Below are 19,087 nucleotides of genomic sequence, written 5' to 3'. Positions count from 1 at the left end.
CCGGACCTCGCTTCAGACCACGAAGCGATGTCCGGCCAGCTCGACCCGCGAGAGGGTCATCTGGAAGGGTGCTCCGTCGCGCTCGAGCCCTCCGAGCGCGACGGAGCGCTCGACGAGCACTCCCTCCAGGCCCGAGTCCTCCGCGAGCTTGGAGGCCACGTTGACGGGATTGCCCGCGATCTCCCGCTCTCCGTTGGCCAGCGGGAAGAGGTAGACCTCGCCCCGGGACACGCCCACGTGGGCCTCGAAGCCCAGGGCGCGGTTGCCCTCGATGATGTCCCGCGCGAACGCCACCGCCGCGTGCCCCTCCTCGAAGAGCACGATCGCCAGCGTCCCGTTGGACTTCACGACGTCCGCTCCGTGCGACGAGGCGATCCGGCGCACCGCGAGGTCGATGAGCGACATGTCCGTGAACGAGTCCAGCAGGAACTCGTGCGGGACGTGCCTCACCTTCACGAACACCACCGTCCGCGTCTTCCGGTACTCGGGGAAGGACTCCTTCCCGAGCTCCTCCACGGACGTCGAGCGCACCCGCTGGAAGAACGCCGCGTCGAAGGGCGTCGGGTAGTGGAGGTTGCCGCCCTCGACGGCCTCCACGCGTCCGGGGAAGTCCTTCAACGACCACAGCTCGCCCCGCTCCCGGAGGTCCTCGCGCAACCGGGCCGCGTCGCGAATTCCCGCGGGGAGGCGCTCGAGGATCGCCCCCGAGACGACGAGCTCTCCTCCCGCGGTCTCGTCCTCCGCGATGGCCTCGATGAAGTCCGCGCCCTCGCCAAAGAGCCCGCCTCCCACCCGGTAGCACTCACAGGTGTGGATGCCCATGCCCACCTGCACCCGCAGCGCCTTCACCCGCTCCTGCGCCGCGAGCATCTGCGCGACGACCCGCGACGGCTCGATTGCCTCCTCGAAGAACATCTGCGCGTTGTCCGCCGCCCAGATGCCGATGGCCTCACCGCCAATCGCCGTGCCGTGGGCGTGGAGCACCTCCTTGGGCTCGGAGACGAGCTTCATCACCTGGGCCAGGGAGTAGCGCTGGGTCAGCGTGGACAGTCCCGCCGAGTCCATGGAGAGCAGCGTGCCCCGCGTCCGGAAGGGCGCCAGCAACTGCTCGTGCCGGGCCGAGGTCTTCTCCTGCCCGTTCCAGCTCAGCACGAGCCCGGCCGGGATGACCCCCGCGATGTCCTGCCGGAGATCCGCCAGGGAGATGTTGTACGTAGCCATCGAGCGGCATTCTTCAACGTCTCCCACCGATCAGCCAGGGGGGAGGGGTCAGGTTCCGGCGCTCAGGCTCCGAGGAACTCCCGGTGCAGCCTCGCCGTGAGCGGCTTGAGGTGCTGCTTGTCCACCAGCAGCGTCAACTGCAGCGGCGACGTGTGCACCGCGTGCACCCTCGCCCCCAGCTCCTCCGCCACCCCCAGCGCCCTTCGCAGGTAGCTCCAGTCCGCGTTCATCCCCGCCCCCACCGCCGTCACCGTCCCCACCTCCTCCCGCAGCGTCACCGCCTCCCCGAAGCGCGCCCCCACGTCCCGCTTCAGCACCTCCAGCCCGTGCACGTCCTGCAACGGCACCGCGATGAACGTCCTCCCCTGCCCCATCAACCCGTCGAAGGCCAGCGCCCTCCCGCGCACCCCTCGCGCGTCCAGGAACTCCAGCAGCTCCTGCAGCTTCACCGCCTCCACCGCCGCCGACAGCACCGCCATCTCCGCCTCCGCCGTCACCCCCTTCACCCGCGTGTCCGCCGGCGCCACCAGCTCCTGCACCGCCGTCCCCGTCCCCGCCGCGTGCGCCGTCTTCGCCAGGATGACGATCCCCTTCGCCTTCGCGAACTCCACCGCCTGCGCGTTCAGCACCTTCGCCCCCGCGCTCGCCAGCTCCTGCATCTCGTCGTACGACAGTGTCTCCAGCTTCCTCGCGTCCGGCACCCCCCGCGGATCCGCGCTGAACACCCCGTCCACGTCCGAGTAGATTTCACACGACTCCGCGCTCAACGCCGCCGCCAGCGCCACCGCCGTCGTGTCCGAGCCCCCTCGCCCCAGCGTCGTCACCTCCCGCTTGTACGAGACGCCCTGGTACCCCGCGACGATCACCACCTTGCCCCGCGCCAGCTCGTCCTGGATGCGGTACGGCCTCACCTCCACGATGCGCGCCTGCGAGTGCGCGTCGTTCGTGATGATGCCGCTCTGGCTCCCCGTGAAGCTGATGGCCGGCACCCCCTGCTCCTGCAGCGCCATCGACAACAGCGCCATGGAGATGCGCTCCCCGCACGTCAGCAGCATGTCCAGCTCGCGCCTCGGCGGGTCCGGCGACACCTGCTTGGCCAGCGCCAGCAGCTCGTCCGTCGTGTCTCCCATCGCCGAGACCACCACCACCACCTGGTAGCCTCGATCCCGCGTCTCCTTCACCCGGAGTGCGACCTTGCGGATCTTCTCCACATCGGCGACCGACGAGCCGCCGTACTTCTGAACCACGATTGGCATAAAGCACCCGCTGCTTTGTTCCTAGGGCCCGGTGGAGGTCACAGGTAACCTGCCGGGCGTGTCCGCCCAGACACACTGGAAGTCACTCATGCACAAGGCTCGCCAGCGCCCTCCCGTGACCCGCCCCCGCCTGCCCGCCCGCCTTGACAGTCCGAGACCGGCTCTTATATCGGCCGCCGGTCGAACGCTTCTTTCCGGAGCTTCCCCATGCCCATGATCGAGGTCCAGAACCTCACCAAGCGATACCGGGAACGGGTCGCGGTGGATTCCCTGAACTTCTCGGTCGCCGAGGGAGAGATCCTCGGGTTCCTCGGTCCCAACGGGGCGGGCAAGTCCACCACCATGAAGATCCTCACCGGCTTCCTGCCCCCCTCCGAGGGCACGGCCAAGGTGGCGGGCTTCGACGTCTTCGAGCAGCCCCTGGAGGTCAAGCGGCGGATCGGCTACCTGCCTGAGACCCCGCCCCTCTACCCGGAGATGACGGTGGCCGGGTACTTGAAGTTCGTGGCCGAGCTCAAGCGGCTGCCCGGCCGCGGCCTCCGGGCCGAGGTGGAGCGGGTGGCTGGCCTCACCGGCCTGGCGGACGTCATGGGCCGCGTCATCCAGAACCTCTCCAAGGGCTACAAGCAGCGGGTGGGGATTGCCCAGGCCCTGCTCGGCTCCCCGCCGGTGCTCATCCTCGACGAGCCCACCGAGGGCCTGGATCCCGCCCAGCGCGCCGAGGTGCGCGCCCTCATCAAGGGGCTGGCGGGCAAGCACACCGTCATCCTCTCCACCCACATCCTCCCCGAGGTGACGATGACCTGCGAGAAGGTCCTCATCATCAACCAGGGCCGGGTGGTCGCGTACGATCAGATCCGCAAGCTCGCCAAGGTGCACGGCGGCAAGGCGGAGAACGTCTCGCTGGAGGAGATCTTCATCAAGTTGACCGCGGCCTGAGGCCCGCGCGTCCCCTCGCCCACGCTCCTGGAGGCCTCATGCGCACCGCGCTGGCCATTGCCCGCAAAGAGCTGTCCATCTACTTCACCACGCCCTGGGCCTACGCCGTCTTCACGGCGATGCTGGCCGTGTCGTCCTTCTTCTTCGTCAACTCCCTGTTCGACTTCCAGCGCGCCCAGGAGATGGCGCGCGTGTACGGCTGGGAGCGCGTCCCCCAGGAGTTCCGCAACCTCACCGACGGCGTGATGGTGCCCTTCTGGTCCACGGTGGTGATGATCACCCTCTTCGTGGTGCCCTTCCTCTCCATGCGGCTGTTCGCGGAGGAGAAGCGCAACAAGACCTTCGAGCTGCTGATGACGGCGCCGGTGCGGCCCATCGAGATCGTCCTGGGCAAGTACCTCGGCGGCCTGGGCATCATCACCACCACCCTGGGGCTCACCCTCTTCTTCCCCGTGCTGCTGACCGTCTTCGGCCAGGGGGACTCCGGCAGCGCGCTGGAGTGGGGCACGGTGCTGCTGGGCTACGGCGGGCTGCTCCTGTGGGGCGCCACCTGCATGGCCGTGGGCATGTTCATCTCCTCGCTGACGGAGAGCCAGATGGTGGCCGCGCTCGTCACCTTCGCGGTGCTGCTGCCGTGGATGCTGCTGCAGGGACTGGCCCAGGCCACCGAGGAGCCCGTGCGCTCCTTCCTCAGCTACCTGTCTTTCGGCGCGCAGTTGCAGGGCCTCATGCGCGGCGTGTTGGACCTCAAGGCGCTCGTCTTCTTCTTCTCCGTCATCTTCTTCTCGCTGCTGCTCAGCCACCGCACGGTGGAAGCACAGCGCTGGGCCTGACGTGATGAAAGCGTCCAACATCGGCAAGATCCTGGGTGGCTTCGGGCTGCTGCTGCTGTTCTCCAGCCCCTTCACCCTCTTCTTCTCCTCGGGCTCCTTCGCCATCACCGCCGTCAAGGGGGTGGCCGGGCTGGTGCTCCTGGGCCTCTACTTCGCCACGAACTTCAAACAGTTCGGCCAGTTCGCCTCGCGGCGCTCCAGCTTCTTCTTCGGCAGCACCGCGCTCACGCTACTGCTGACGCTGGGCGCCCTGGTGGCCATCAACTACATCGCCCACAAGAAGAACGTGCGCTGGGACCTGACGGAGCAGAAGATCTTCACGCTCTCGCCCCAGACGCTGAGCACGCTCCAGGGCCTGCGCGAGCCGGTGCGCGCCATCGGCTTCATCCCCACGGACCACCCCGCCTACGAGGCGCTGCAGACCACCTTCGACCGCTACCACGCGGAGGCGCCGGACAGGTTCGACTACTCCTTCAAGGATCCGCGCCGCTACCCGGACCTGGCCGCCAGGTACGACCTGCACGAGGGCCAGGTCACCGTGGTGCTCACGCGCGGCGAGGGCGCCAGCGAGTCCCATACCTCGCTCAACATCATCAGCGAGCAGGAGCTCACCAACGCCCTCATCAAGCTCACCCGGACGAGCGAGCAGAAGGCGTACTTCGTGGTGGGCCATGGCGAGTGGCCGCTCAACCAGCCGATGCCCATGCCCGGCCAGCGCGGCCGGACGACGAGCCTCTCGGAGATGAAGCAGCAGCTCACCCAGGAGGGCTACGTCACCCAGGAGCTCAACCTCGCGGGCGGCACCACGGTGCCCCGGGATGCCGCGCTGGTGCTCATCGCCGGAGCCAAGGGGCGCTTCAGCCCCTCCGAGGTGGACTCGCTGCGCCAGTACCTGTCCGCCGGCGGCCGCATGGTCTACTTCGCCGAGGCCTACGGGGAGCCCGGCCCGGAGCTGTCCGGCCTGCTCGCCGAGTACGGCGTGGGCATCGACCCGGGCGTGGTCGCCGACGCGCAGTTCAACAGCGGCAGCCCCTACGTCGTGCTCTCGCTCTTCTACGGCCAGCACGAGATCTCCCTGCCCCTCAAGCAGCGGGAGCTCAACATCGAGTTCCCCACCTCCCGGGCCCTCGACGTGCTGACGCAGGGACTGGCCGAGGGCGTGAAGGTGGTGCCCGTCGTCAGCACCTCGCCCTTCGGCTGGGTGGAGCAGAAGCCCGACGACAAGCCGGCCCCCGGTGAGGGCGAGCGGACCGGCCAGATTCCCCTGGTGACGGCCAGCACGCGCACCACCTCGGGGGCGCAGGGCAAGCGCTCCGACGAGGCGCGGCTCGTGGTGGTGGGTGACTCGGAGCTCCTCATGGACTCCAACTGGGGCCACGAGGGCAACCGCAACCTGGTGATGAACGCGCTCGCCTGGACCACCAGCCAGGAGGACAAGGTGACCATCCGTCCTCCGGACCGCGCGGCCTCCACCCTCCAGCTGGATGCGGACATGCTCCACCGCATCCGTTTCGTGTCCACCGACGTCCTGCCCCTGTCGCTGCTCGGCGTGGGCCTGGCCATCTGGCTCTCGAGGCGAAACAAGTGAACGCCCAACAGAAGAACCTCGTCACGTTGCTCGCCGCCGCCGTGGTGGCCGGTGGGCTCGGCCTCTACGCGTACTTCGGCGTGATGCGGCCGGAGCAGCAGGAGACCCGGCGCAAGGAGGCCGAGGAGAAGGTCTTCGCCCTCCAGACGCCCGGAGAGACCGGCACCGACGGCGGCGCTCCGCCCGAGCCCGTCTTCACCTGGCTATCCGTCGAGGTGCCCCAGGGCAAGACGGTGATGGAGCTGAAGGACGGCACCTGGCGCATCACCGCGCCCATCTCCACGCGGGCGAACAAGACGGAGGTGAGCAACCTCCTCGGCCAGCTGTCCGCCGCGAAGTTCAAGGCCACGCTCGAGGAGAAGCCCACCGACGCGGACCTGGAGCGCTACGGGCTGAAGCAGCCCCGCGGCACCGTGACGGCCCGGGCCTACGTGCCGGACGCGCAGGGCGGCGGCGCGGAGGATCCCTCGCGCCAGCGCTCGACGACCGTGTACCTGGGTGTCGAGAACAACTTCGACGGCTCGGTGTACGTGCGCCGCGAGGGAGACCCGCGCGTGTACTCCGCCCAGGGCGGGCTGCGCTTCGTGCTGCTCAAGCACACCAACGAGTGGAGGGATCGGGTGGTCTTCCCCGTGGAGGAGGCCTCGCTGCTGCGCATCGAGGCGAAGGCGCGCAAGAACGCCTTCACCCTGGAGCGCGCCACCACCGAGAAGCCGTGGAAGCTGGTGCAGCCGGTGGAGCTGCGCGCGGCCACCGAGCAGGTGAAGAAGATGGTGTCCACGCTCGAGGGATACCGGGCGCTCGGCTTCCCCGAGCCGGAGCAGGAGGAGAAGGTCCGTCAGGCCCTGGAGAAGCCGATGGTGCAGGCGACCTTCGTGCGCAAGATCGGCGGACCGGTGCGCGTGCGCATCACCGGGCTGGAGCTGGACGGCATCCAGCAGGTCTTCGCGCTGTCCGAGTGGGACGCCGAGTCCATGCTCTCCGTGGTGGACTCGCTCGCCCTGGACGTGCTGGACCTCGCGCCCAAGGACTTCAAGGACCGCAAGGCGCTCGCCTTCACCATCCGCGACGTGGCCCGCATCGTCATCCATCCGGCCACGCCCGGTGGCGAGACGATCTCCCTCGTGCAGGCCCCGGACACCGGCAAGTGGGAGGTGGCCAGCCCCCTGGTGGGCAACGCCAAGCAATTCAAGGTGGCCTCGCTGCTGGGCTCGCTGGAGAAGCTCGAGGCGGCGGCGCTCGGCGAGTCCAACCCGAAGAGCTGGGGCAGGTATGGCATTGGCACCACCGGCCGCGGGGTGACGCTGCAGGACGCCCAGGGCCAGGAGATCGCCCGGCTGAGGCTCGGCACCGAGGTGAAGGGGAATCCGCAGCGGCTGTGGGCCCGCGGCTCGTCCGAGGACGTGCTCGAGGTGGAGAAGCCCGCCATCGACGCGCTGCCGCTCGCCCTCACGGAGCTCATGGACGGAGCGCCCGCCGCGGCCGGCACTCCCTGAGACACGCCTCGGAGCTGCTCGAAGACGAGCCGGGCCATCTTCCGGGCCTCAAGGCTCTTCGCCGTCTTCTTGAATCCGCAGGACCTCGTCGCGCACGGCGGCGGGTTCGATTCCCACCGCCTCCACTCTTCAAGGCATCAGGTACGGGTGTGCCCGGGAGATGTTCAGGATCTCCAGCATGAAGGGCTTGGAGGCTTCGGGAGGGGCATCCACCGGGCTGTATACGGGGACCTCCTCCCGGTGGAAGATCTCCGTCGTAAGGCCAGCCGCATTGGCGGTCGCCTCGAGAAGGCGCAGGTCTCCGATGGTGCTGCTGAAGCCCGCGGTGAGCCGGCCGCCCGGCCTCAGCTGCTCCAGCCCCTCGAGCATGTAGCGCTTCACGGTCTCGTAGTTGGGGTCAGTGATCGAGCGCTCCAGGAGACCCAACTCGGGGGGAGAAGCGTGCAAGAAGGGCACGTTCCAGAAGATGAGGTCGAACTTCTCGCCGGGGCGCAGGGCGCTGAAGAGATCCCCCTGGCGGGCGTCGGCGCGAGCCTCGACACCGTGCTTCACGAAATTGGCGCGTGTGTTGTCGACAGCGTCCTGATTGATGTCGATCGCCACCACCCGTTCGGCCCCCGCGAGCGCCGCCGCGACGGCAATCACCCCGATCCCCGGCCCGATCTCCAGGAAGTGCATTCCCCGCCGGAATGGCAACGCGCGTGCGAAGTTCTCGGCGGCCGGCAGGTACTTGGGAGAGAACACATTGCGGAACACCAGGAAGGGCATCCCCAATTGCTGAATCTCATGAGGAAACGTCTCGGCCTGGCTCCGCTGGAGCACACCGGTGACGACCTCGAGCATCTCGCTGCCTGACGTTTCCATGTTCCCCCCAGCTCATGGCACTTTGACACCCCTCCCACTGCGTTCGTTCACCAGGTCCAGGAGGTTGTCGGTTGCCGGACGCCCTGGGCGCTCGCCCACACCGCTGCGCTCACGGCAGGAGCTGCTCGCTGATAAGCGAGAGGCACCCCACAGGAGGTACGGCCATGGCATTGAAGAGCAAATCGAAGATCTTCACGCACCTCTGGTACGCAAAGGAGGCGGAGGAAGCCGCGAGGTTCTACGCCTCCATCTTCCCGGACTCGCACGTCGACCAGGTGACGCCAATGCTCAGTGATTCGCCGAGCGGGCCGCCAGGCTCCGTCAAGGTCGTGGACTTCACGCTCCTGGGCCAGCGCTTCCAGGCGATCAGCGCGGGACCCCACCACGAGTTCAATGACGCCATCTCGATCGTCGTGCAGTGCGACGATCAGGCGGAGCTGGACCGCTACTGGAATGCCCTTCTCGAGGGAGGCGGCAAGGCGCAGGCCTGCGGCTGGCTCATCGACCGGTTCGGTCTGCGCTGGCAGATCGTCCCCGCGAGCCTGGACGAGATGATGCGCGGCAAGGACCCGGCCCGGTCGAAGAGGGTCTCCGACGCGCTCATGAAGATGGTCAAGCTCGACATCGCGGCGCTCGAGAAGGCCTACCGCGCGTGAGCCCGTGCCCGAATGTCGTCGAGCCCACGCCGCTCTGAATGCGCGTGCTCGCCCCCGGGCCGGCTTGTTATGGTCCCGGCCATGCCTCAGCTCATCGTCACCGCGGTCGGTCCCGATCGTCCTGGCCTCGTCGCAGATCTCACCCAGCACGTGTATGACGTCGGCGCCAGCCTCGCCGACAGCCGCATGGTCAATCTGCGCGGCCACTTCGCCCTGCTGGCCCTCATCGAGGGCTCCCCCGAGTCGCTCGCCTCGCTCCGGCGCAAGCTCGAGAGCGACGGCACCCGGATGGGGCTCCGCCTCGAGATGTATGAGGCGGACACCGCCCCCTCCCGTGCCCCCGGCAGCGTTCCCTACCGGCTCAAGGTCTACAGCAACGATCAGCCTGGCATCACCGCCCGCGTGACCGCGCTCCTCCGCCAGCACTCCGTCAATGTCGAGGAGATGGAGACACGGATCGAGTCGGCGCCCTTCGCGGGGACGCCGCTCTTCGTGCTCGAGGGCGTCATCACCCTTCCGCCAGGCACGAGCGTCCGCAAGATGCGTGAGGAGCTGGCCACGCTCGGCGAGAAGATCGGCTGCGACATCGATCTCGACACCATCTGAATCACCGCCCTCCACGGCGATCTCCAGTGCCGCCGGGACGCAGCGCCCGATTCCCACCGCGGCGGCACCCGCGAAGGCACCCGTGTCGAGGGCATGAAAGCGCCGCTCCGCCAGGGGCTCCGCCCGCTTCTACCTCGAATCTGGTTTCGCCTCGTTTTCCGTGATATCGAGTGTAGAATAGACACACTGTCCGTGACACCCGACACATGAGGGAGGTCAACCCCCGCGGAGCAGCCGCGGCGGCCACGGCGGGCGGAGCCCGGCCTGGACCTCGTGCCGCGGGGGGGAATGTCTGGACAAGCGTGGGAGCGGAACACCATGAGCTCTGCGGGAACATCCGGGTGGTACCTTCGAACGGCTTCATTTCTTCTGCTGAATGTGCTCGCGTTCATCCCGGGCACCTCCGCCGCCAACGCGCAGGCTGGCACTAACGGCAACGGGGTGAACACCTTCTACGGTGGCTACCAGGAGCACATCGCGCTCGAGGTGCCGCGATTCCAGGGCATCGAGCCGAAGCTGAGCCTGGACTACAACTCCTCGAGCGGAAACGGCTTCGTGGGAGTGGGCTGGCGTCTGCAAGGGTTCAGCACGCTCGAGCGCATGAGCCCGGGAAAGGGAGCCCCCACCTACGGCGGCTCCGATCTCTACTTCCTCGATGGTCAGGAGTTGCTCCCGTGCGCCGCGGGGAGCACGAGCCCGAGCTGCACCACGGGTGGCACGCATTCGGCGAAGATCGAGAACTACCTCCGGATCAAATACGACGGGGCGAGCAACCGCTGGGAGCTCACGCAGAAGGATGGCACCCGGGCCACGTTCGACGCGCTCTACACGACCGCGGGTGGCACGTTGCGCTGGGGCCTGTCGCGCGTCACCGATACGAAGGGGAACACCGTCACGTATGGGTGGTGGTGTGACGGGAGCCCGCACCTGGACTGCTACCCGTCGAGCGTGGCGTACAATGGAACGACGCTGACCCTGCACCGCGAGCTCCGGCCGGATGTCGTCACGTTCGCGAATGGGAGAAGCCTCGGCCGGACGAGCTACCGGCTGAAGACGCTCGACGTGCAGGTGTCGGGCTCGCGGGTGCGTGCCTACAAGCTGGCGTACACGACGAGCGGGGGCACGTCCCGGTCCATGCTGGCGAGCGTTCAGCAGTTCGGCAGGGATGCCAGCGTCGACGCGGCGGGGACGGTGACCAGCGGCACGGCCCTGCCGGCCATGAGCTACGGCTACACCGCCAGCGCGCTGGCCTTCACCGCCTACAACGATCCCATCGCGACCGCCGCCATCAACGGCTCCGGGGGGGAGCTGCACGTGGGCGACTACAACGGCGACGGCAGGAGTGACGCCTACGTCTACTGGCCCTCCTCGGGCACCAACCGCCTCTTCCTGAGCAACGGCAGCGGCACCTTCACCGCCTACAACGATCCCATCGCGACCGCCGCCATCAACGGCTCCGGGGGGCAGCTGCACGTGGGCGACTACAACGGCGATGGCAGGAGCGACGCCTACGTCTACTGGCCCTCCTCGGGCACCAACCGCCTCTTCCTGAGCAACGGCAACGGCACCTTCACCGCCTACAACGATCCCATCGCGACCGCCGCCATCAACGGCTCCGATTCGCACACCCTCCACGTGGGCGACTACAACGGCGGCGGCAGGAGCGACGTCTACGCCTACTGGCCCACCTCGGGCACCAACCGCCTCTTCCTGAGCAACGGCAACGGCACCTTCACCTCCTCCTTCGACCCCATCGCGACCGCCGCCCTCAACGGCTCCGATTCGCACACCCTGTACGTAGGCGACTACAACGGCGATGGCAGGAGTGACGCCTACGTCTACTGGCCCTCCTCGGGCACCAACCGCCTCTTCCTGAGCAACGGCAACGGCACCTTCACCTCCTCCTTCGACCCCATCGCGGCCGCCGCCCTCAACGGCTCCGATTCGCACACCCTCCACGTGGGCGACTACAACGGCGACGGCAGGAGCGACGTCTACGTCTACTGGCCCTCCTCGGGCACCAACCGCCTCTTCCTCGGCGCTGGCGCCACACCGGACCTGCTCGCGTCCGTGTCCAACGGGCTCGGCGGGACGACGACGGTGTCGTACGGGCCGTCATCGTCCTGGGCGAATACCTACCTGCCGGTCAGCACCGTCCTGTACGCGGTGACCGCGGTCACGACGTCGGATGGACGGGGGAGCTCGGCGACCACGCGCTACCAATACACGGGGGGGCTCTGGTCGGCGGCGGAGCGGCGGTTCCTCGGCTACCGGAAGGTGACGTCGGTGCTGGATGCGGCGGGCAACTACACCGAGACGTACTACCACCAGCACGTCGGCTGCATCAGCAAGCCCGAGGTGACGTACCACCGCGACGCCGCGGGCAACCTCTACAAGTACTCGACGTTCGGCTACTCGGAGAACACCGCGCCGCCCTACACGTCGCTGATGACGCAGCGCTGGGAGTACGAGTGCAACCAGTCCGCCTCGTGCCGCAGGACGCTGCTGCAGGTGGGCTACGACGAGTACGGAAACGGCTATCTGACGTACGAGCACGGGGACTACGACGTGGCGGGGGACGAGCGCACGTCCCTGCGAGGCGTGTATCCGAACAAGTCGGCCTACCTCGTGGGCCTGCCAGCGTACGAGAACATCTACGCGGGCATCGGCACCTCGGGGACACTGCTGAAGCAGACGCTCAACGAGTATGACGGGAATGGGACGTACGCGGCGGCACCGACGGTGGGCCAGCTGACGCGGCAGCGGGCCTGGAACAACCAGACCGGGGGCTACATCCTCCGGGGCTTCGGATACGACGCGTGGGGCAACCGGACGTCGGAGACGGACGAGCGGGGCGCCCTCACCACGCACGAGTACGACAGCACCTACCACCTCTACGAGACGCGGCGGTGCAACGCGCTCGGGCAGTGCTCGACGAAGACGTGGGATGGCGTGCTGGGCCTGGTGAAGAGCGAAACGGACATCAATGGCAACCTCACCACCTCCACCCACGATGCCCTGGGCCGGCCACTCCAGACGCGCCTGCCGGACGGCAGCACCAAGAGCTTCTCCTACCTGGACTGGGGCAACCCCCAGTTGCAACGCATCCGCCAGACGTTCTCCGACGGCTCGGCGGACGGCCTGTGGACGGACGTGTACGAGGATGGGCTGGGGCGCCGCTACAAGACGGTGAAGAAGGGCGGCCTCGTCCAGGAGACGCTCTACAACGACGGCTCCACCCGGGTGTGGAAGAAGTCCTCCTGGTACGGCCCCGGGGAGACGCCCCAATACCAGGTGTTCGCCTTCGACGGGCTGGGCCGGCTGCGCACCGTCACCAACCCGGACGGCACCCGGGGCCAGCGCGTCTACGGCAATGGCTCCGTCACCAGCTACGACGAGCTCGGCCAGGAGCGGGTGACCTGGTTCGACGCCTCCGGGCAGATGACGCAGGTGCGCGAGAAGAATGGCTCCGCCTACCAGTACACCACCTACCAGTATGATCTGCTCGGCAACCTCACCCGGGCCACGGACGCGGCGGGCAACGTCAGCACCACCACCTGGGACTCGCTCGGGCGCAAGCTCACGGGGTGCGACCCCGACACGGGCTGCAGCAGCTACACGTACGACGCGAGCGGCCACCTCCTCACGCGGCGCGACGCGAAGGGACAGACCACGGCGTACACGTACGATGCCCTGGGGCGCGTGTTGACGAAGACGCTGGCGGACGGCAGGACGTCGCAGTGGACCTACGACGAGGCCGGCCATGGAGCGGGCCTGGGTGCGATGACCTCGCGGGTGTTCCCGTCGGGCAGCGAGTCACTCAGCTACGACTTCGCGGGGCGGATGACGTCCACCACGAAGTGCGTGAGCGGGTACTGCTACACGCTCCAGTACGGGTATGACGTGGCGGGCCGGCTGGCCGCGGTGACGTACCCGGATGGGGAGCGGGTGACGTATGGGTACGATGCCGCCGGGCGGATGGCCAGTGTGAGCGGCTACGTCCAGGGCTTCAGCTACAACGGCCGGGGCCAACTGGTGTCGGCCACGTATGCCAATGGGACGACGTCCCGTTTCACCTACTCGGACGCGCGGCAGTGGATGAGCGGGGCGAGTGTGACGGGGCCGGCCGGAACGCTCTACCAGGCCAGCTACGGCTACGACGCGGGCGGGCGCGTGACGTCGATGTCCTCCGCCAGCAACCCCCTCTCCAACCTCTCGTTCACCTATGACGGCCTGAACCGGCTCACCGGCACCTCGGGGGCCCAGGCCCAGGCCTTCACCTACGACGCGCTGGGCAACATCACCTGGAGCTCGCAGCTCGGCAGCCATGCCTACGCGGATGGCCTGCACCGGCACGCCGTCACGTCCGCGGGAGGCGCCACCTACCGTTACGACACCAATGGCAACCTCCTGGCCGGCGATGGCCGCACCCTCGAGTGGGACAGCGATGACCGGCTGGCCAAGGTCACCACCGCGAGCGGTGCCACCACCTTCGCCTACGACGCGGACGGCCAGCGGGTGGTGAAGTCCGGCCCCTCCGGCATCACGCGCTACTTCGGACCGCTGCTCGAGCTGGGGCCCAACGGCCTGACCCGCTCCTACTACGCGGGCCCGCTCCTGGTGGCCCGGCGCGACGCCTCGGGCGCCTACTGGTACCACCAGGACCACCTGGGCTCCGTCCGCGCCATCACCCACCAGGCGGGCAACAAGGTGGCCAGCTACGACTACGCCCCCTTCGGCGCCGTGGTGGCCGCCTCGGCCTCCGTCTCCAATCCCCTCGGTTACGGCGGGCATGTCACCGACGAGACGGGCCTCGTCTACATGAACGCGCGGTATTACGACCCGAAGCTGGGGCGCTTCATCTCGCCGGACAGCGTCGTGCCCTCCACCCTCAACCCGCAAGCGCTCAACCGCTACGCCTACGTCTACAACAACCCCATCTCCAACACCGACCCCACCGGCCACGTCCCCGTGGTGGCCGCCATCGCCACCGCCGTCAGCGTGGGCATGGCCACCGGCTTCGCCGGCACCGCCTTCGCCATCTCCGTCATCGGCGCGGCCACCATGACGGCCGGCTACTTCCTCGGAGATCCGGTGCTGATGAGCATTGGCGGCATCCTGCTGGGCGCCGCATCCGCGTACACCTTCGGGGCTGGCTTCCTGGGCAATGCCCAGACAGCACAGGCCGCCTGGGCAGGGGGCGCCACCTCCGCCCTCACCTCCCCCATCAGCCCCCTGGATTCCAGGCTGAAACAAGCCATTGGCTGGGCCTACACCGCCCAGAGCCTGTTCCACGAGTTCAAACACCTCGATGAGAACATCCAGAAGGGCGCCGACAAGCTGAGCGAACGCTTCGACAACGAGGAGCTGGCGCAGATCCGGGAGATGAAGGCGGAGAAGCTCAACGCCTTGTCGGAGCAGGACAAGGCATTGCTCAACGACTCCTCGAGTTGGAAGCCGTGGCAGAAGCAGTACGGGGAGATGGTGGAGCGCGTCACCGGAGGAGCCATCTCCGCGGGCGAGGCGATTGCCCTCAACAGCACGGGAGGCCTGGTGGGCCCCGGCGGTGGGCTGGCGACACAGGTGCTGGACACGTTGACGGGGTGGATCCCCGGAGTGAGGGCACACTCCGTGCTGCACGACACCGCGGGATTCCTCCGCACCAGCTTCGATGCCGGCCCTGGCTACCTGTATGTGACCGCGGACTTCTTCAACATGTCCGCGAAGAACCCGCTCGCCGGCCAGGTGGAGGGGTTGACCGGGACCGGTGGGCACTCCGTGAGCGCCCTCTTCCCCCGCCTCTTCTGAAGACAGACACCCGCGCCCCCTGAAAACCGAGGCCGGATGCCCCACCACTCCGCGGGCGTCCGGCCTCTGTGTTTTCAGGCCCGGCGCCTCCCTGCCCGGCCCCAACCGGGCGCCCCTGCTACACGGACACCCATTCCCCCACCAGGAGAAAAATCCAACAACACTCTATGTAAAATCCACTACTCCTGTTATATTCTGGATAACAGGAAATATCGAACCAATCCGCTTGGGAGTCACACATGAAGAGGATGCACGAGAAGCAATGGGCAGCCCTGCTGGGAGCCGCTGCGCTGGCACTCGTAGGGGGCTGTGAGCCGACGGAGCCACGGCCGGTGGAAGCGGCCCCGGCGACTCCCGCGGGAGACCTCCAGGCCGAGAGCCTCCACCCCGAGCGCCGGGGAATTGGCGCCCTGCCACTGGCGGGCCCCACCGGCCCCTCGGCGCTGGCCGTCGCGGTGGATCCGCGGCGCTCGCTGGTGGTGACGGACCAGGTCATCCTCGGCAGGTTCCCGTTCCTGGACGTGATGAACCAGCTCATCGCCACCAGCGGCGTGCCCAAGACACCGTTGGATCTGTTCCGCCAGTGGTGGGACACGGCGCGGCTGGGGCCGGGGCTCGGCATGGGGCCCAACTGCAACAGCCCGGGCGTGGCCAACATGAATGGCTTCCCGTACGCCTGCCCCCGCGCAGAGGGAAACCAGGCCCTGGTGGATCCGTTCGTCTCGCCCGCCACCAACCCGGACTCCTACATCCCCGTGGGCCTGTTCAACCGCTTTGATCTGGCGCCCGCCGACGGTGCCAACTGCGGCGAGTACCGGGTCGTCTTCGCGAAGCGCTCGGGCATCACCAACCCGGGCAACCGCAACCTCGTCATCTTCGAGGCGGTGCTGCCCAACCCCACCCCCGCCCTGGGCCTCGAGGGCTGCCGGCCGGTGGCCGACTTCTGGGCCAACCTCACGACGGATCCCCTCGCCACCTCACGGGCGAACAGGCTGCGGGACTTCTATTTCGTGGGCCTGCCGGGCTTCATGCCCGTGCTCCACATCGACAACCTGGGCAACCGGCCACCGGGCACCACCGGCCAGGTGCGCACCAACCAGTTCATGTCTCCCAACTGGCTGCTGCGCGAGTTCAAGATCCAGAAGCCGTGCTTCGGCACGAGCACGAGCGGGACCAGCTGCACGCTCCAGTTCATCCCGGTGACGGTGAAGACCAACCCGGGCGGCACGCTCTTCAACGCGGGCTCGGCGCACCCGCTGGCCGGCTCCTTCCAGAACGTGGACTTCCCCGGGCAGGTGTCCAACCTGGCCATCAACGACATCAACCTCTTCTCCATGGCCTTCGCGGACAACGTCAACAGCGGCCAGAGCGACGCGCAGAGCCCCCTGGAGAACCACTACGTGAACCAGGCGGCGGGGAACGCCGCGCTGATGAACAACATCCAGCTCAAGCTGAACGCCATCCCCAGCACGCTCACACCGCCCCAGATCGTGGCACGCTCCATGGCGCTCTCGTGCGCGGGCTGCCACCAGCTCAGCAATGGGGCGAACCTGGGAGGCGGAATCACCTGGCCGGGCTCGCTGGGCTTCGTCCACGTCTCCGAGCAGACCGATCCGGGGCCGGATGGGCCGCGCCACCGCATCTCCCCGGCGCTCAACACCACCTTCATCCCCCACCGCAAGGCCGTGTTCGAGACGTTCCTCAACTCCGCGTGCGGCGACAGCGTGTGTGATGCCTGGGAGACGCCCGCCTCCTGCAGCGCGGACTGCTAGGGATTCGCGTGGGGTGCTCGCGAGGGGGGCCGTCAGAGCCCAGCCCCCCTCGTGAGGCCCCGCTTCACACGCGCTCGAAGTCCCGCACCACCCCGACGCCCGCCACCCTGGGCGCGATGAGCTCCGGCTTGTTCTTCGTGAGGCCCAGGCGGGTGGTGGGGTACCAGGCCGCCAGCGACGGAGCGGGGAACACGCCGAGCTGCTGCAGCAGCGACAGCATGTCCGGCATGTCCCAGAACTCGGCGATCTTCCCGTGCTCCAGCCGGTAGTGCGGATGGGACACGACGGTGATCTTCCGCCCGGTCGCCGGGATGCCGATGAAGTCACCGGTGTGCACCGCGTTGATGCTGATGCGCGACGCGATGATGTTGCCCTGGAAGACGAAGCCGTCGATGGTGTAGCGCATCGACGAGAAGGCCGCCAACCACCCCTTGATGACGGCCTTCATCCCCTTCAGGCCCGGCTCCATTCCGGGGATGGCCGGGTGCGGCACGATGTCCTCGGTGAAGAAGCGCCCGAGCTCCTCCACGCGGCCCGCCTCGTAGATGGTGGTCACGTAATTCTGGTAGAACTTGCGTGCGGTCGTAGCGTCCATGTTTCCCCCCTCAGGTGTGGTGCTGCGTGTTGCCGCAGTGGCTCATCGGCCCCTGCATGCTCAGCGTTGTGCCACGGACGCCGTGACCGCGCTGTGAACCATCTCGCAGCCAACGTATGAACTCCTTCACACTCCAGGAGCGAGAAGCCGGGTGCCGCGCTCGCCCCCTGGAGCGAGCTCACGGAGCGGCCGTGAGCGGACGGGTGAGCTCCTCCTTGATGGCGTCACGCATCTGCTTGCGAATGCCATACAAGCCCGAGTTGGGGAACGGCCCACCGCTCCGGGTCTCCTCCTCGAGGGTGGGGTAGAACGGATCGGCACGAAGCCGGGGCGCCTTGTAGACGTCGAGCGCGGCGGGCAGGAGGTACCGGGGCACGCGCGTCCCCTCCGGCGCATCCTCGCTCATCAGGATCCACTCGAAGGTGCTCGCCTGGCTCATGTACTGCACGAACGCGAGCGCCGCCTCCTCACACTCGCCGGTGCAGCGCACGCCCAGGAAGTAGGAGTCCGTGAACAGGATGGGGTGGCTCCCCTCGGCCAGCGGAGCGGAGGAGATCTGGATGGCGGAAGGGCTCTCTCCCGCCGGGAGGCTCTTGAGGATGACGTGCAACCGCTCGGAGTACCCGGCGGTGGCATCGGCCTTGTTCTCGGCGAACAGCTTCGCGGGCAGGTCGGCGTTCTCCTCGAGGTCATACGTCCCGTCGAGACAGGGATTGCTTCCGGAAGCCTCGCAGGTGCTGGCGAAGGCTCGCAGGGACTGGAGCACCTCGGAATCGTAGCTCGAGGTGGTCACGGCGGACCGGACTCCCTCCAGGCCATGGGCGTCTACCCAGGCATCCAGATAGAGCGAGGGAAGGTTCCAACTCCCGAGCATGTTGAAGGCCATGTCGGGAACGGCCGTGTGCCGGGCTTCCAGGGCCTGGACCAGCGCGCTCGTCGTCCGAGCCTGACGCACGGACTCATCGCGCGACATGACGAAGTGCCCACAGAGCCAGTGCGGGACACCGTAGACGGCGTTCTGCTCCGCGTGGGTGGAGGCCTGGATTCCCGACGAATGCCACTCGATGTTCTTCGGCAATTGCGGCCAGGGACGCACGGCGCCCTCGGCGACCAGCTCACCCAGGATCGCCGTATCCGTCTCGATGACATCGTAGCCGCATTCACCCTCCCCCTTCAGGGAGCGAGCGATCTGCGCCGGCTCATAGAAATCATCCGTGAAGCAGGAGGGATTGAGCACGAGATCGACGTCCGGGTTCGCTCGCTCGAACTCCGTCTCGATCCGCGCGGCCATGGCGCTGAGCTTGTCGCCCGCCGCATCGGGGATGTACGGATAGAGCGGAACCCGGAGGACCGTCTTCGGGGGAGGCGTGCAGCCCACAATCAGAGACAGGGCGATACCGCGAATCAAAGACACTCGATTGATTGTATGGAGAGGCATGGTCGCGCGGACCTT

General features: G+C 67.8%; 13 protein-coding genes. 8 read left to right on the top strand and 5 right to left on the bottom strand.

The window, feature by feature from the left end; all coding sequences use genetic code 11:
• Positions 1–12: 12 nt before the first annotated feature.
• Positions 13–1,221 carry a hypothetical protein gene (locus VFZ09_RS26175; RefSeq protein WP_329730390.1) on the bottom strand — a complete coding sequence of 403 codons (1,209 nt, stop codon included), beginning with the start codon at positions 1,219–1,221 and terminating at the stop codon, positions 13–15.
• A 62-nt stretch (positions 1,222–1,283) separates the two neighbouring features.
• Positions 1,284–2,477, bottom strand: a complete 1,194-nt coding sequence (locus VFZ09_RS26170) for an aspartate kinase (protein ID WP_329730389.1) — start codon at positions 2,475–2,477, stop codon at positions 1,284–1,286.
• A 207-nt stretch (positions 2,478–2,684) separates the two neighbouring features.
• On the opposite strand from VFZ09_RS26170, the gene VFZ09_RS26165 reads away from it, so the two are divergent.
• The 4 genes from VFZ09_RS26165 to VFZ09_RS26150 are packed head-to-tail and all read left to right on the top strand — an operon-like array spanning position 2,685 to position 7,333.
• On the top strand, positions 2,685–3,416 hold the full coding sequence (locus VFZ09_RS26165) for an ABC transporter ATP-binding protein (protein WP_329730388.1): 732 nt from the start codon (positions 2,685–2,687) through the stop codon (positions 3,414–3,416).
• Between the two features lie 38 nt (positions 3,417–3,454).
• Positions 3,455–4,249, top strand: a complete 795-nt coding sequence (locus tag VFZ09_RS26160; protein WP_329730387.1) for an ABC transporter permease — start codon at positions 3,455–3,457, stop codon at positions 4,247–4,249.
• A 4-nt stretch (positions 4,250–4,253) separates the two neighbouring features.
• Positions 4,254–5,837 (top strand): GldG family protein, encoded by a 1,584-nt coding sequence (locus VFZ09_RS26155; RefSeq protein ID WP_329730458.1) that lies wholly within the window; start codon positions 4,254–4,256, stop codon positions 5,835–5,837.
• A complete protein-coding gene (locus VFZ09_RS26150; protein WP_329730386.1) occupies positions 5,834–7,333 on the top strand; it encodes a DUF4340 domain-containing protein in 1,500 nt (499 codons plus the stop codon). The genes VFZ09_RS26155 and VFZ09_RS26150 overlap by 4 nt, the downstream gene beginning before the upstream one ends.
• 129 nt (positions 7,334–7,462) lie before the next feature.
• Here VFZ09_RS26150 and VFZ09_RS26145 read toward each other — a convergent pair whose 3' ends face one another.
• Positions 7,463–8,176: a methyltransferase gene (locus tag VFZ09_RS26145; RefSeq protein WP_329730385.1), complete on the bottom strand. Its 714-nt coding sequence runs from the start codon at positions 8,174–8,176 to the stop codon at positions 7,463–7,465.
• A gap of 185 nt (positions 8,177–8,361) precedes the next feature.
• Here VFZ09_RS26145 and VFZ09_RS26140 point away from each other — a divergent pair, with 185 nt between their 5' ends.
• The 4 genes from VFZ09_RS26140 to VFZ09_RS26125 all read left to right on the top strand — a co-directional run bounded on the left by VFZ09_RS26140 (position 8,362) and on the right by VFZ09_RS26125 (position 17,039).
• Positions 8,362–8,853: a VOC family protein gene (locus VFZ09_RS26140; RefSeq protein WP_329730384.1), complete on the top strand. Its 492-nt coding sequence runs from the start codon at positions 8,362–8,364 to the stop codon at positions 8,851–8,853.
• Between the two features lie 81 nt (positions 8,854–8,934).
• On the top strand, positions 8,935–9,459 hold the full coding sequence (locus tag VFZ09_RS26135; protein ID WP_329730383.1) for a glycine cleavage system protein R: 525 nt from the start codon (positions 8,935–8,937) through the stop codon (positions 9,457–9,459).
• A 378-nt stretch (positions 9,460–9,837) separates the two neighbouring features.
• Positions 9,838–15,267, top strand: coding sequence for an FG-GAP-like repeat-containing protein (locus VFZ09_RS26130; RefSeq protein ID WP_329730382.1), 5,430 nt, complete (start codon positions 9,838–9,840; stop codon positions 15,265–15,267).
• Between the two features lie 239 nt (positions 15,268–15,506).
• Positions 15,507–17,039, top strand: a complete 1,533-nt coding sequence (locus VFZ09_RS26125; RefSeq protein ID WP_329730381.1) for a hypothetical protein — start codon at positions 15,507–15,509, stop codon at positions 17,037–17,039.
• Between the two features lie 64 nt (positions 17,040–17,103).
• Here VFZ09_RS26125 and VFZ09_RS26120 read toward each other — a convergent pair whose 3' ends face one another.
• Together VFZ09_RS26120 and VFZ09_RS26115 are read right to left on the bottom strand one after the other, a co-directional pair.
• Complete coding sequence (locus VFZ09_RS26120; RefSeq protein WP_329730380.1) at positions 17,104–17,634, bottom strand: ester cyclase; 531 nt, start codon at positions 17,632–17,634, stop codon at positions 17,104–17,106.
• Positions 17,635–17,812: 178 nt separating this feature from the next.
• Positions 17,813–19,042, bottom strand: a complete 1,230-nt coding sequence (locus VFZ09_RS26115; RefSeq protein ID WP_329730379.1) for a hypothetical protein — start codon at positions 19,040–19,042, stop codon at positions 17,813–17,815.
• Positions 19,043–19,087 lie beyond the last annotated feature (45 nt).

The organism is Archangium sp., assembly GCF_036277355.1.
Lineage (GTDB): Bacteria > Myxococcota > Myxococcia > Myxococcales > Myxococcaceae > Archangium.
Note: the sequence above shows the minus strand (reverse complement) of the source record. Positions and strands in the feature narration are given on the sequence as shown.

Bases quoted from the DNA above. Each gene is read 5' to 3' on its own strand.
- VFZ09_RS26175 (WP_329730390.1), bottom strand. From the start codon at position 1,221: ATGGCTACGTACAACATCTCCCTGGCGGATCTCCGGCAGGACATCGCG.
- VFZ09_RS26170 (WP_329730389.1), bottom strand. From the start codon at position 2,477: ATGCCAATCGTGGTTCAGAAGTACGGCGGCTCGTCGGTCGCCGATGTG.
- VFZ09_RS26165 (WP_329730388.1), top strand. From the start codon at position 2,685: ATGCCCATGATCGAGGTCCAGAACCTCACCAAGCGATACCGGGAACGG.
- VFZ09_RS26160 (WP_329730387.1), top strand. From the start codon at position 3,455: ATGCGCACCGCGCTGGCCATTGCCCGCAAAGAGCTGTCCATCTACTTC.
- VFZ09_RS26155 (WP_329730458.1), top strand. From the start codon at position 4,254: ATGAAAGCGTCCAACATCGGCAAGATCCTGGGTGGCTTCGGGCTGCTG.
- VFZ09_RS26145 (WP_329730385.1), bottom strand. From the start codon at position 8,176: ATGCTCGAGGTCGTCACCGGTGTGCTCCAGCGGAGCCAGGCCGAGACG.
- VFZ09_RS26140 (WP_329730384.1), top strand. From the start codon at position 8,362: ATGGCATTGAAGAGCAAATCGAAGATCTTCACGCACCTCTGGTACGCA.
- VFZ09_RS26135 (WP_329730383.1), top strand. From the start codon at position 8,935: ATGCCTCAGCTCATCGTCACCGCGGTCGGTCCCGATCGTCCTGGCCTC.
- VFZ09_RS26125 (WP_329730381.1), top strand. From the start codon at position 15,507: ATGAAGAGGATGCACGAGAAGCAATGGGCAGCCCTGCTGGGAGCCGCT.
- VFZ09_RS26120 (WP_329730380.1), bottom strand. From the start codon at position 17,634: ATGGACGCTACGACCGCACGCAAGTTCTACCAGAATTACGTGACCACC.